The 11,783-nt window shown below is 62.8% G+C and carries 17 protein-coding genes; 1 reads left to right on the forward strand and 16 read right to left on the reverse strand.

The genetic code is table 11. The annotated features are described in order from the left end of the window. The 13 genes from MR825_RS00845 to MR825_RS00905 form a co-directional block, all read right to left on the reverse strand. Positions 1-254: hypothetical protein (locus tag MR825_RS00845; protein ID WP_287878120.1), on the reverse strand; the 254-nt coding region annotated here is incomplete at its 3' end. Between the two features lie 13 nt (positions 255-267). Then, complete coding sequence (locus MR825_RS00850; protein WP_186907111.1) at positions 268-744, reverse strand: hypothetical protein; 477 nt, start codon at positions 742-744, stop codon at positions 268-270. Next, positions 731-1,069 (reverse strand): hypothetical protein, encoded by a 339-nt coding sequence (locus MR825_RS00855; protein ID WP_287878122.1) that lies wholly within the window; start codon positions 1,067-1,069, stop codon positions 731-733. The genes MR825_RS00850 and MR825_RS00855 overlap by 14 nt, the downstream gene beginning before the upstream one ends. A gap of 17 nt (positions 1,070-1,086) precedes the next feature. Next, a complete protein-coding gene (locus MR825_RS00860) occupies positions 1,087-1,311 on the reverse strand; it encodes a helix-turn-helix domain-containing protein (RefSeq protein WP_186907109.1) in 225 nt (74 codons plus the stop codon). A gap of 12 nt (positions 1,312-1,323) precedes the next feature. Continuing rightward, on the reverse strand, positions 1,324-1,911 hold the full coding sequence (locus tag MR825_RS00865) for a DUF2975 domain-containing protein (protein WP_186907200.1): 588 nt from the start codon (positions 1,909-1,911) through the stop codon (positions 1,324-1,326). Between the two features lie 130 nt (positions 1,912-2,041). Continuing rightward, positions 2,042-2,767, reverse strand: coding sequence for an NAD-dependent protein deacylase (locus MR825_RS00870; protein WP_186907108.1), 726 nt, complete (start codon positions 2,765-2,767; stop codon positions 2,042-2,044). A 40-nt stretch (positions 2,768-2,807) separates the two neighbouring features. Then, a complete protein-coding gene (locus MR825_RS00875; protein WP_287878130.1) occupies positions 2,808-2,969 on the reverse strand; it encodes a FeoB-associated Cys-rich membrane protein in 162 nt (53 codons plus the stop codon). A 1-nt stretch (position 2,970) separates the two neighbouring features. Continuing rightward, positions 2,971-5,424 (reverse strand): ferrous iron transport protein B, encoded by a 2,454-nt coding sequence (gene feoB / locus MR825_RS00880; protein WP_287878133.1) that lies wholly within the window; start codon positions 5,422-5,424, stop codon positions 2,971-2,973. Between the two features lie 413 nt (positions 5,425-5,837). Next, a complete protein-coding gene (locus MR825_RS00885; protein WP_186907105.1) occupies positions 5,838-6,287 on the reverse strand; it encodes a CD1247 N-terminal domain-containing protein in 450 nt (149 codons plus the stop codon). Between the two features lie 301 nt (positions 6,288-6,588). Next, positions 6,589-7,158 (reverse strand): elongation factor P, encoded by a 570-nt coding sequence (efp, locus tag MR825_RS00890; protein ID WP_186907104.1) that lies wholly within the window; start codon positions 7,156-7,158, stop codon positions 6,589-6,591. 81 nt (positions 7,159-7,239) lie between these two features. Continuing rightward, positions 7,240-8,304 carry a M24 family metallopeptidase gene (locus MR825_RS00895; protein ID WP_287878137.1) on the reverse strand — a complete coding sequence of 355 codons (1,065 nt, stop codon included), beginning with the start codon at positions 8,302-8,304 and terminating at the stop codon, positions 7,240-7,242. An 80-nt stretch (positions 8,305-8,384) separates the two neighbouring features. Beyond that, on the reverse strand, positions 8,385-9,251 hold the full coding sequence (locus tag MR825_RS00900; protein ID WP_287878139.1) for a TIM barrel protein: 867 nt from the start codon (positions 9,249-9,251) through the stop codon (positions 8,385-8,387). Beyond that, positions 9,248-9,757 carry a YqeG family HAD IIIA-type phosphatase gene (locus MR825_RS00905; RefSeq protein WP_287878142.1) on the reverse strand — a complete coding sequence of 170 codons (510 nt, stop codon included), beginning with the start codon at positions 9,755-9,757 and terminating at the stop codon, positions 9,248-9,250. The genes MR825_RS00900 and MR825_RS00905 overlap by 4 nt, the downstream gene beginning before the upstream one ends. An 87-nt stretch (positions 9,758-9,844) precedes the next feature. Between MR825_RS00905 and MR825_RS00910 the strand changes: the two genes are divergently transcribed. Then, positions 9,845-10,621 carry a hypothetical protein gene (locus MR825_RS00910; protein ID WP_287878143.1) on the forward strand — a complete coding sequence of 259 codons (777 nt, stop codon included), beginning with the start codon at positions 9,845-9,847 and terminating at the stop codon, positions 10,619-10,621. Between the two features lie 57 nt (positions 10,622-10,678). Here MR825_RS00910 and rpsU read toward each other — a convergent pair whose 3' ends face one another. The 3 genes from rpsU to MR825_RS00925 form a co-directional block, all read right to left on the reverse strand. Then, on the reverse strand, positions 10,679-10,861 hold the full coding sequence (rpsU, locus tag MR825_RS00915; RefSeq protein ID WP_186907100.1) for a 30S ribosomal protein S21: 183 nt from the start codon (positions 10,859-10,861) through the stop codon (positions 10,679-10,681). A gap of 119 nt (positions 10,862-10,980) precedes the next feature. After that, complete coding sequence (locus tag MR825_RS00920; protein ID WP_186907099.1) at positions 10,981-11,370, reverse strand: VOC family protein; 390 nt, start codon at positions 11,368-11,370, stop codon at positions 10,981-10,983. Beyond that, on the reverse strand, positions 11,367-11,783 hold a 417-nt coding region (locus MR825_RS00925; protein WP_287878148.1), incomplete at its 5' end, for a class I tRNA ligase family protein. The genes MR825_RS00925 and MR825_RS00920, both read right to left, overlap by 4 nt.

Consider the following 11,783-nt stretch of genomic DNA (forward strand, 5'->3'; position numbering starts at 1 on the left):
AAGGCGGCGCCCAGCGCCGCAGCGGGCGAGAGCAGCGCGCACCACAGCCCGCCCCGCCCATTCCACCGGTAACGCCGCAGTCCGGCCGCGGCCAGCGCCGTCAGGGCAAAATAGCTCCATTCCCAGGCCCAGCGGGCGCCGCTTTGAAATCCCATCCGGGTCTGGAACAGTACGGGCAGCAGCAGCCATCCCAGCAGCAGCAGCACGGGAACAAGCGTTCCCCGGAACCATCGTTCACATGCAAAGCGTCGCATCCGGCATCTCCTTTCAGGTATCGAATTCCAGATAGTAGAGGGTGCCGCTTTGGGCATCGTAGAGGGCCGCGGTATAATTCCAGGAGCCCCGCCGGTTCAGGGGGCGTTCATCCTGCTGACGGTCCCGGAAGTACCAGTAGCAGTCGTCGTTCCCCCTGGGCCAGCCGCCCTCCCCCGCCGGGCCGCCTTCGTACAGGATGCCGCCCAGATAATCGTCAAACGGCCCCTCATTCCACAGGTCGCCCCGGCGGAGGATGCCGTCCTCCACCGACGGGGCGTCCTCCGGAGCGAAGGCCAGCTCCACCAACAGCAGGCCGTCCCCGTGGAACCCGCCATGGCTGTCCTGATAGGTCACCGACTCCGTCCGGGGCAGGTCAAGGCCCACCTGCCGCCCCACATAATCCGCCCGGGAGCCCGAACAGCCACACAGCGCCAGCAACAGCAACAGCAACAGCGGCGGCAGCGCCGCGCAGCCGTTACGCCGTTTCATGCGCACCCGCTCCGCCCCTCCGCCAGGGGTGCCCGGCCAGCGCCAGCGCATTCAGCAGCAGAGTCCCCAGGAAAAGCCCCCCGGCGCACAGCCGGAACGCGCCCGCCGTGTCCAGCAGCGCGGACCAGTCCCGGCGGTCGGCCAGATGGCCCAGGTAGAAGACCACCAGGCACAAAGCAAGCGAACAGGAGGCTGCGCTGGCGGCAGAGCATACGGCCGCTTCCCGGCGGGTAGCTTTATCCCTCCGGGCCAGGGCGGCGACCGGCAGAGCCCAGGCGATCCCTCCCAACGCCAGACTGCCCAGATTGAGCCAGGCATAACCCATGTCGTATTTCCCCTTTCCTAAGAGCGTTTTCCCGCATCATCGGGCACATATTCCAGAATATCCCCCGGCTGACAGTCCAGGGCCTTGCAGATGGCCTCCAGGGTCGTGAAGCGCACCGCCTTGGCGTGGTTGTTTTTCAGGATGGACAGGTTGGCCAGGGTCAGATCCACCCGCTGGGCCAGTTCGTTCAGGCTCATCTTCCGTTTCGCCATCATGACGTCCAGATTGACCATGATCGCCATCGTTCCGCCCCCTTAAATGGTCAGGTCATTCTCTTCCTTCAGCTCGGCGGCCTGACGGAAGAGGGCGGACATGACCATGCACAAAAGGCCCGCCATCAGGAAGATGGGGACAAACAGGGCGTTATAGGTGAGCAGCGGAGCGGCGGAGCGGTAGTAAAACAGCCCCCACACCACCCGTGCCAGCGCGGCGGCGGAGATCAGAAAACAGCACAGGGCCGCCCGCCGGAGGCTGACGCCGTTCTCTGCCCGGAAAGGGGCGCCCGTCAGGATGGTACCCAGCACCCGGCGGCCCTGCCACAAAATTACGGCGGTGCAGATGCCGCAGAACCAGAGGAAAACGGTCAGCACAGCCCCAGGGGCATCTCTCCAAATCCGCCACAAGAACTGCCAGCAGACCATAAAAAACAGGGCCGCCAGCCGCAGGGGAACCTCCAGCGGGTTTTCGTAGGATGTGAGATACCGGAACGCCTCCATTCCCCCTTCCTGGCCGATGCCCACCAGTCCCGGAACCAGCAGAAGGGCGATAAGATTGCACACAAACGTGATGGTCACCAGGACGTTCAATACCCTCGCCAGCTTTTGTACTACGGTCATATCCATCTTCTCACCTCTCTCAGAAAGGATAGCATGCATTATATTGATTGTCAATTCTTTTTTATCGTTATTCAATAAATTTTTACCGAAGAAAAAGGAGATGGTCCCGGCCATCTCCTTTTTTCCCGCCGTTTCACTAAACCCGGATCTCCCCCAGGATGGCCCCGATGGGTCCCGCGATCACCAGATCGGCGTTCTTGTCGTAGGGCGTGGGGCTTTTGTTGATGAGCACCAGATGCCGCCCCTGGTAATAGCGGATCAGGCCCGCCGCCGGGTACACCGCCAGAGAGGTCCCGCCGATGAGGAGCAGGTCCGCCCGGGCAATGGCCAGCAGGGCCGCCTCCATGGTCTGCTGGTCCAGCGGCTCCTCATAGAGCACCACGTCAGGCTTTATGATCCCGCCGCAGGCCGGGCACCTGGGTACGCCCTGACTGCGCAGCACGAACTTCAGATCGTAGAACCGGCGGCACTTCCTGCAGAAATTGCGGTGGACGCTGCCGTGCAGCTCGTACACGTTTTTGCTCCCCGCCGCCTGGTGAAGTCCGTCGATGTTCTGGGTGATCACCGCGGAGAGCTTTCCCGCCCGCTCCAGCTCCGCCAGCTTCCAATGGGCGGCGTTGGGTCTGGCGTCGGGAAAGAGCATTTTATCGCGGTAAAACCGGTAGAATTCTTCTGGGGAACGCTCAAAAAACGTGCGGCTCAAAATCGTCTCGGGCGGATAGGGATACTGCTGGTTGTACAGGCCGTCCACACTGCGGAAATCCGGAATGCCGCTCTCGGTGGACACGCCTGCGCCGCCGAAAAATACGATATTCGGACTGTCTGTGATCCATTCCTGAAGCCGCGCCTGCTTTTCGTTCATAAAAACCTCCTGATCCCCGGCGGCGGGTACGCGCCCCGCCCTATGGTTTCTTCCGGTGGCGGCAATACGTGTGTGGGCAGCTGGAGCAGCCGCCGCAGCCGCAGCCCCGCTTGCCCCTGAGCCGCTGTTGGAAGCGGTAGATCAGGTAGGCCGCCGCCCACAGGATCAAAACCGCCACGCCGATGTAAATGACATACTTCATGTTACAGCACCTTCAGGATCAGACTTCCGATCTGATAGACCAGGAAGGACCCCAGGTAAGCCGCCCCGATCTGCCAGGCAACGGAGGCCAGGGTCCATTTGAGGGAGTTCATCTCCTTGCGGATGGTGGATACCGCCGCCACGCAGGGGACATACAGCAGGACGAACACCAGGAAGGCGTAGGCGGCCGCCGGGCTCTGGAACGTGGAGCTCAGCGCCGCGGCCACCGTTGCGCCGCCGGCGGTGACGGAGAAGCCGTAAAGCATGCTCATGGAGGAGACGACCATCTCCTTGGCTACCAATCCGGACAGCAGGGCCACGGCCGCCTGCCAGGTGCCGAACCCCAGGGGGATCAGCACCGGCGCGATCCGGGAGCCCACGTATCCCAGCAGGGAGCGGCTGGCGTCCTCCACCATGCCGAAGGCGCCGTTTTCCACGCCAAACGCCTGGAGGAACCACAGCAGCACGCTCATGGCCAGGATCAGGGTGCCCGCCTTGACCAAAAAGCCCTTTACCTTCTCCCACACGTGCAGGGAGATATTTTTCAGGGTGGGCAGGCGGTAAGGCGGCAGTTCCAGCACGAAGGCGGCGGGCTCCCCCTTGAAGACGAACTTTTTGAGGAGGATCCCCGAAGCGATGGCAAAGAGCAGGCCCAGCAGGTACAGGGAAAAGACCACCGCGCCGCCGTACCGCGGGAAAAAGGCCGCGGTGAGCAGCCCGTATACGGGCAGACGGGCGGAGCAGGACATGAAGGGCACCAGCATGATGGTCATACGCCGGTCCTTTTCGTTCTCCATGGTGCGGGCACCCATCACCGCGGGCACCGTGCAGCCAAAGCCCATCAGCATGGGGATAAAGGCCTTGCCGCTGAGGCCGAAGCGCCGCAGCAGCCGGTCCATGATGAAGGCCGCCCGTGCCATATAGCCGGAGTCCTCCAGAAAGGAGAGGAACAGGAACAGGATCGCGATCTGAGGCAGGAAGGTGAGCACGCCGCCCACCCCTGCGATCACTCCGTCCACCAGAAGGGCCTCCACCCAGGGCGCCACCCCGGCGGCGGTGAGTCCGGCACGGACAAAGCCGGCAAAATAGCCGCCGATCAGGGTATCTACCCCATCGGAGAGCAATTGGCCGGGGCCGAAGGTGAGGGCAAACATGCACAGCATCATCAGCAGAAACACGGGAATGGCCAGGAATTTATGGGTGACGATGGAGTCGATCCTGTCGGAAAGGGTCGGCTCCCCCAGCGGCCGTCCCTTCTTCACACAGTGGGCCACCACCCGCTGGATGAACTGATACCGCGCGTCGGCGATGAGGGTCTCCCGGTCGCCCAGAGCGTAGGCCCCCTCATACTCCCGGCATACCGCTTCCAGCTGCGTCTTGGCGGTCTCGTCCAGGCCCAGCGCCTGCTCCACCAGCTCGTCTCCCTCAATCAGCTTGATGGCGGCCCAGTGTGCCGGTACCTTGGCGGCATAGGCTTTGTCGTGGATCAACTCGCCCACCTTGTGGTGGATCTGATGGGTAAAATCGTCGTACAGATCGTCGGGCTCTACGGTAACGCCCACATGCATCTGCTGATGGGCCCGCCGCAGCAGCTCCTTGACGTTTTTCCCGGAGCGGGCGGTGATCGGGATCACCGGTACTCCAAGGGCCTGGGAAAGCCGCGCCACGTCGATCCGGTCGCCGTGCTTTTCGACCTCGTCCATAAAATTCAGGGCAATGACCATGGGGCGTTCCAGCTCCAGCAGCTGGGCCGTCAGGTACAGATTGCGCTCAATATTGGTGGCGTCCACAATATTGATGACGGCGTCCGGGTGCTCGCCCACGATGAAGTCCCGGGCCACGATCTCCTCCATGGAATAGGGCGACAGGGAGTAGATGCCGGGCAGATCCACCACGGTGAGCGCCTTGCCATCTACGTCCGCCCTGCCCTCCTTCTTCTCCACCGTGACGCCGGGCCAGTTGCCCACATACTGGTTGGAGCCGGTAAGGGCGTTGAACAGCGTGGTCTTGCCGCAGTTCGGATTGCCCACCAGAGCCAGTTTCATTTCCCGGGTATCGTGACTGGCATAATCCGGCACGCCGCCGTGCTCCGCCGCCTCGTGGGCGTGGTCGGCGCTCATGCGGCGCAGCGCCTCCTCGTCCGGCAGATGCTGCACCATACCGATGCGCTGCCTGCGGGTATCGGCAAAGGCCTCCCCTTCCGCGCCGGTGGCCATCAGGATCTGGTGCGCGTCCTGCTTGCGCAGGGAGAGCTCGTAGCCCCGCAGATTGACCTCGATGGGATCCCCGAAGGGCGCCACCTTGCGCACCGTGATCTCAGTGCCGGGCGTCAGGCCCATATCCACCAGCCGCCGCTTGACGGCGCCCCGTTCATTTCCCGCCTTGAGGATCACGCCCCGCTCCCCCGGGGCCACGTCCTCCAGTGTTTTTCGTTCTTGCTCCGCCTGTGTCCTCATATACCTTCTACCGCCTATTTGTTCATTGCTTACGTTCGAAAAAATTGCATATCGTAGAGATTATACTACCGCCGTCGTGCGGGTGCAATCCGTTTCCAAAAAGAATTCCCCGCCGGCCGGGATATCTTTCCCTCCATCCGTTCGGCCCCTTCCCTTTTTGTCCGCCTCCCGGCGCCTCCTACTTCCAATTCTCCTGAAACAGCGGCCGGGGGAGCCGACAGCGCGGGCCGAGCCCGCACCCATCCGGGCACACGTATGGGTGCGCTTTACCGCCTTCCCCAAAGTCCTCTGCAGGATCAAGGCCCCGGATGATCGGGAGCGGCTGACAAAACCGCCGCGCGCGGAAGACGGCTGGAGCGAACAGACCAGAACGAGCGCCCCGGAATACTCCGGGGCGCTCGTTGGCTTACGTGTTATTCCTCGTCGTGGTCGTGTTCACAGCCGCAGCCGCAGTCGCAGCCGTCGTCACAGCACTCGTCGGAAAGATCCAGCGCAAATTTCTCCTTGCAGCTGGGGCACTGGATCACGCCCTCCTCCAGCACGGATGCGTCGATGACCAGCGTCTCCCCGCAGTTGGGGCACTCGGTCTCAAAAAAATCGTCCTCGCAGCAGCAGTCGTCGTCCTCGTCCTCGTCGTCCTCCTCGAAGACGGCCTCTTCCACCTCGGACAGGTCGTCGGAAAGCGCGTCGATCTCCTCGCCCAGAGCTACGGTGTTCTCCTCCAGATCCTCAATCGACAGACCGATCTCCTCCAGGATGCCGATCATCACGGAGATGAGCTTTCCCTCCTTGGACTTCTCGGTATCGATGGCCAGGCCCTCGGCCAGCCCCTTCAGGTATGCGACCTTTTCAGAAATAGTCATACTTTTCTCCTTTTATTGACGGCGGCGTCACGCCGCCGCCTTACGGGTCAGGCCCGTGCTCTGCCGCTGCCGGCTCAGGCCCTGCAGCGCTCCGGATATTCGCCGGTGCGGGTGAATCCCATACAGGTCATGGCTTTGTATGGGAGCCCTGCTTTTTACTTGCGCGGCGGAAGTAAATTCCGCCTTGCGCCAAGGTTTTGCCTGCGGCAAACGCTTGTCCGCGCCATACGGCGCGCCCCGCGCTGCGGGGCCTCCGACACCCGCCGGAGCGGTTCTGCCTTCGTACCGCCAAAGCGGATGATCAGGCCTTGCAGCGCTCCAGATATTCGCCGGTACGGGTATCGATCTTGATCTTGTCGCCGGGGTTGATGAACAGGGGCACCTTGATTTCGGCGCCGGTCTCCAGAGTGGCGGGCTTGGTCACGTTTGTGGCGGTATCGCCCTTGAAGCCGGGATCGGTCTCGGTGACCTCCAGCTCCACAAAGGTGGGGGGCTCCACAGCGAAGATCTTGCCCTTGTAAGAGTTGATCTTGCAGGACATGTTCTCCTTGACGAAACGGAAATTGTCGCCCAGGGTATCCTTTCCGATGGGGATCAGGTCATAGGTCTCGGGATCCATGAAGTAGTACAGGTCGCCGTCGTTATAGCTGTACTCCATATCCTTGCGGTCCACATAGGCGCTTTCGAACTTGGCGGTAGGGTTAAAGGAGGTCTCGGTCACGCCGCCGGTGATGACGTTTTTCATCTTGGTGCGGACAAAGGCCGCGCCCTTACCGGGCTTGACGTGCTGGAACTCGACCACCTGCATGACCTGACCATCCATCTCGAAGGTCACGCCGTTGCGGAAATCACTGGCAGTAATCGTCGGCATTGGTATTCATCCTCCAAAACAAGGTTTCGCATATTTTAGCTATGCTATTTTACTCCATTATTCCCCTGTTGGCAAGGGTTTTTACAGAATAATCAGCTCTTTGGGCGATTTTGTGAGGATCTCGCAGCCGTCCTCGGTCATGACCACCACATCCTCGATGCGTACGCCGAAGCGGCCGGGCAGATAGATACCCGGTTCGGCGGACACGGCGGCCCCGACCGGCATGGGGGTCTCGTCGGCGGTATTGGCATTGGGCGACTCATGGATCTCAATGCCCACGCTGTGGCCGTAGCCATGACCGAAATACGGCCCGTACCCCGCCTCCTCGATGACCTTGCGGGCGGCGGCGTCGATCTGCTTGCCCGGCACGCCGGCGCGGGTGGCGGCAATGCCCGCCCGCTGGGCCCGTAGCACCGTGTCATAGACCTTGCGCATCTCCTGCGTGGGCTCCCCCACCGCCACGGTACGGGTCATGTCGGAGCAGTAACCGCCGTACTTGCAGCCAAAATCCATAGTGATGAAGCTGCCCGGCTCCACCTTCCGGTCCCCGGGAATCCCATGGGGCAGGCTGCCGTTGGGGCCGGTGACCACAATGGGGTCGAAGGACATCTTGTCCGCGCCAAGGCGCAGCATGTCGTACTGGAGTCTGGCGGCGATTTCCCGCTCGGTCATGCCGGGGCGGATAAACCGGATGATCTCTGAAAAGGCCTTGTCGGTGATCTCCTGCGCCTTCTTCATCAGTTCGATCTCTTCGGCATCCTTGGCGGCGCGCAGTTTGGAAATAAGCTGATTGGCAGGCGTCAGCGCGCAGGGGAGGTCCCCGGCGTACCGGTTGTACTGGGCCACGGTCATATAGCCGTCCTCAAACCCCAGCTTTTTCACGCCCAGCTCTTCCACCGCGCCCTTTACCAGCGCCTGAATGTTCTTGCTGCGGTCGGTCATGGTGATATGGGCCCCGGCAACCTGCTTTTCCGCCGCCTCGATATAGCGGGAATCGGTAAAGTAGCGGCACTCCCCGCTCGTCACCACCACTGCGCCCTCCCCATGGAATCCGACGGCGTAGAACTCGCCGGGGGCGCTGGTAACCAGCATGGCGTCCAGGCCGTACTCGTCCAGCCCGGCTGCAATTTGTTTGAGATGGTTCATCCTAGTTCTTCCTTTCTGATCATATTCAAATCCTTGGCGTTTTTTCGATCTCCGGCCGGTCCCGTGTCTACCGGCCCGTCTCAGGGGCGTTGGGGCGCATATGACAAGCGGGCCTGATACATCCGTTTCATCCTCAGCGCGTCTTCCGCCTGAGTGCCGGCGCTTTCGCAGATGAAGGTGGGACTCCAGCCCCGGCGTGCTACCTCCGCCATCAGGGGCTCCGGTTCGGGACCGAAATCGGTCTGCGCAAAGGTAAGGTGCATCTTTTCCCCGCCGTTGGGGGTAAACGCGATCTTGGAAAAGTGGCTGTGGAAACCGGCGGCCCGCTGCTCTCCCAGCACCGCCCGGATGCGGTCCAGGATGGCCGCGCAGGCTTCCGGTCCGCTCAGCCCGCCCAGCGTACGGGCATACAGATGTCCAAAGTCTACCGTGGGCACCAGCCGCTCGTCCAGGGTACACAGCTCCAGCACCTCGTCCAGGTCCCCCAGCTGATTGATCTTGCCCATGGTCTCGGGGCACAGGGCGATATGGCCGAAGCCCGCCTCGTCGCAGGCGGCAAGCACCGCTTTGAGCGACAACCGCGCGATATCCAGCGCCGCCCGCCGGCTGCGTTTCATCAGAGCCCCGGAATGGACGACCACCCGCCCGGCCCCCATCCAGTCTGCCGCCCGGCAGGCGGAGACGATATAGCCGATGGTCTTTTTTAGGCTCTCGGGCTCGGGATTGGCCAGGTTGGTGAAGTAAGGCGCGTGGAGCGAGAGGGCGATCCCCGCCTCCCGGGCCGCCGCGCCCAGCCTGCGGGCGGTCTGCTCCCCCACATTGACCCCCTTGCCGCACTGGTACTCGTAGCAGTCCAGGCCCAGCTCGTTCAGCCACCGGGGCGCATCCACCGAGGACTTGTACGGAAAGGAATCGGCGTTGCCCGCCGGCCCGAATCTTGCGCTCATAATGCTCGTTTTCTCCTTTTCGCCCAGACGCGGAAGGGCCACTCCACCCCATAGCGCAGATAGCGCCCCGGATTGCCCGCAAGCCGGATCGGCTCCACCAGCAGGGTGGTCACTCCGGCCCGCTTCCCGCCCAGGATATCGGTAAAGATCTGATCTCCAACGACCGCGGTCTGTTCCCGGGTACAGCCCATACGCTCCATCGCCGCAGCAAAGGAGCGTACCTTCGGCTTTCCCGCGTGGCCGAGGAACGGGACCCCCAGCGCCTTGGAAAAGCGCTCCGGCCGCTGGGGATGGCGGTTGTTGGACAGCACAAAAAGCTCCACCCCCCGCCCCGCCAGCGCGGCCGCCCAAGCCCGCACTTCTTCCGTGGGTTCGGGCACGCCGTAGGGGACCAGGGTATTATCCAGGTCGGCCAGCAGCAGGCGAATCCCCCGCCGCTCCAGCGCCGCCGGGTCGATCTCAAAAATACACTTCCCGGCCCAATCGGCCAACAGGGAAAAACCCATCCCTTCACCTCTTCTATTCCAGAACTTGTCCGCATATCAGTGATTATACACGTTTCTCACAACATGGACAAGGGGGTACCTTTCAGTATGTTATCCAAATCCAACCTGATCCTGACCGCGCCGCCGGCGGACAGCCGGGCGGCCGGGCGCTTCGGTCTCCCGGTGGGCCACGTGGCCTACCGGGTGGGGGGCGGTCCTCACCTGTTCCGCGCCAGCATGCCCGTCTCCGTTCGGGGCGGTCTGATGGTGGTGGACAATACCGGCTTCTCCGGCGGCGGGGAAACGGGCCCCTTCTGTCAGGAGGTCTTGCGGGAATGCTCCGCCCGGGGCCTGGACGGGGTCATCTGCGACTTTGAGGGCCGTCCCCTCCAACTGCTGGCCCAGATGATCCACGACCTGGGGGATATGCTCCACCGGCGGGGCTGGCCGCTGTATGTGACCGAGGCCTACGGCGGCTCCTCCGACAAGGCCAAGGTGCTCATCCCCTCCTCCCTCTCCGGCGGCTCCCTCCAGCAGCGGCTCCAGGACGCGGCGGCGCAATATGGCGCGGAGCGGGTGGCGCTGGCGGTAGAGCGGGTGGCCGAGGATTTCTACCTCCCCTCCCCCACCGGCCAGGGCATGCCGCTCACCCGGGAGGAGCTGCAAAAGCGCATTGCGGAGCGTGCCCCCTCGGTCTTCTTCTCCAATGAGCTGTGCGCCCACTACTTCACCTACATGTCCCGGCAGAATGGCGCGCATTTCGTGCTGTTCGACGACGCCGGCTCCATTCGAAAAAAACTGCAGATCGCCCGCAGCCTGAACATCGCCGACGCGGTGCTGGCCTATCCTCAGGTGGAGGACCTGCTGGAAGAGATCCTGCGCTGACGGCGCCCCGTCCGGCATAACAAAACCCCGCGCCAAACGGCGCGGGGTTTACTGCTCTTAATAGAACTTCTTGCGGTTCTTGCGGGCGGCCTCAGACTTCTTGCGGCGCTTGACGCTCGGGCTCTCATAGTGCTCACGCTTACGAACCTCGGCCAGAACACCAGACTTGGCGCAGTTGCGCTTGAAACGCTTGAGTGCATTCTCCAAGGACTCGCCGTCCTTTACATGGACTTCCGACATTGACTTCCCCTCCCTCCGAGACGGCGGACACCCGCCGCCAAAGGGCCACATAGATATGGCTTTAACAGTATCATTATATGCGCGATACGCCTGCTTGTCAAGAGGACATTTTGCCTCCGTCAGCGTTCCTGAAAAAACTCGATGTCCTCGCCGGCCGGCCCGGTGCAGAATGCGATGCGGATGGGATAGCCGCCGCCCAGGTTTTGATCCACAGGCCCCATCCATACCGGCCGTCCCGCCGCCCGGACCCGCTCCGCCAGCGCGTCCACATCCGCGGCAGCGAAGGCAATGTGCCCAAACAGCCCCTTCTTCAGGCCGGGCGCGCCGTTGGCGGTGACCTCCAGCAGGGTGTTGCCCAGATCCAGCATGGCGCCGCTGTTCCCGCCGGCGCCCCAGGTCCGGACCAGGGGGCAGCCCAGCACGTCCCGGTAGAAGGCCAGCACCTGCTGGAACTGCGCCTCGCCCTGCGTCTTGAGGGAGATATGATGGATTCCCTGATGCGGGCTCATCGCTTCGGCCTGACGATGAGGTTGACCAGTTTATTCTTGACCAGGATGACCTTAACGATCTCCATCCCGTCGGTAAACTTCCGGACCTTGGGGTCCTTCTGGGCCTCGGCCACCACGGCGTCCTGCTCGCTGTCCAGAGGCACGGTGATCGTGGCGCGCAGCTTGCCGCCCACCTGCACTGCCATGTTCACCTCGGCCGCAATGGTCTTGCTCGCGTCGTAGGCGGGCCATGCCTGCTGACAGGCCATGCCGCCCCGGGCTTCGGCAAAGCCCAGGTCCTCCCACAGCTCCTCCGTCATATGGGGCGCGAAGGGGGAGAGCATGAGCAGCAGGGCGGCATAGTCGCCCCGGGAGCAGCCGTTGGCGTAAAAATCATTGACCAGCGCCATCAGCGCGGCGATGGCGGTGTTGAA

This window comes from Lawsonibacter sp. (assembly GCF_022777125.1).
In the GTDB taxonomy this organism is placed as follows: Bacteria; Bacillota; Clostridia; order Oscillospirales; family Oscillospiraceae; genus Lawsonibacter_A; species Lawsonibacter_A hominis.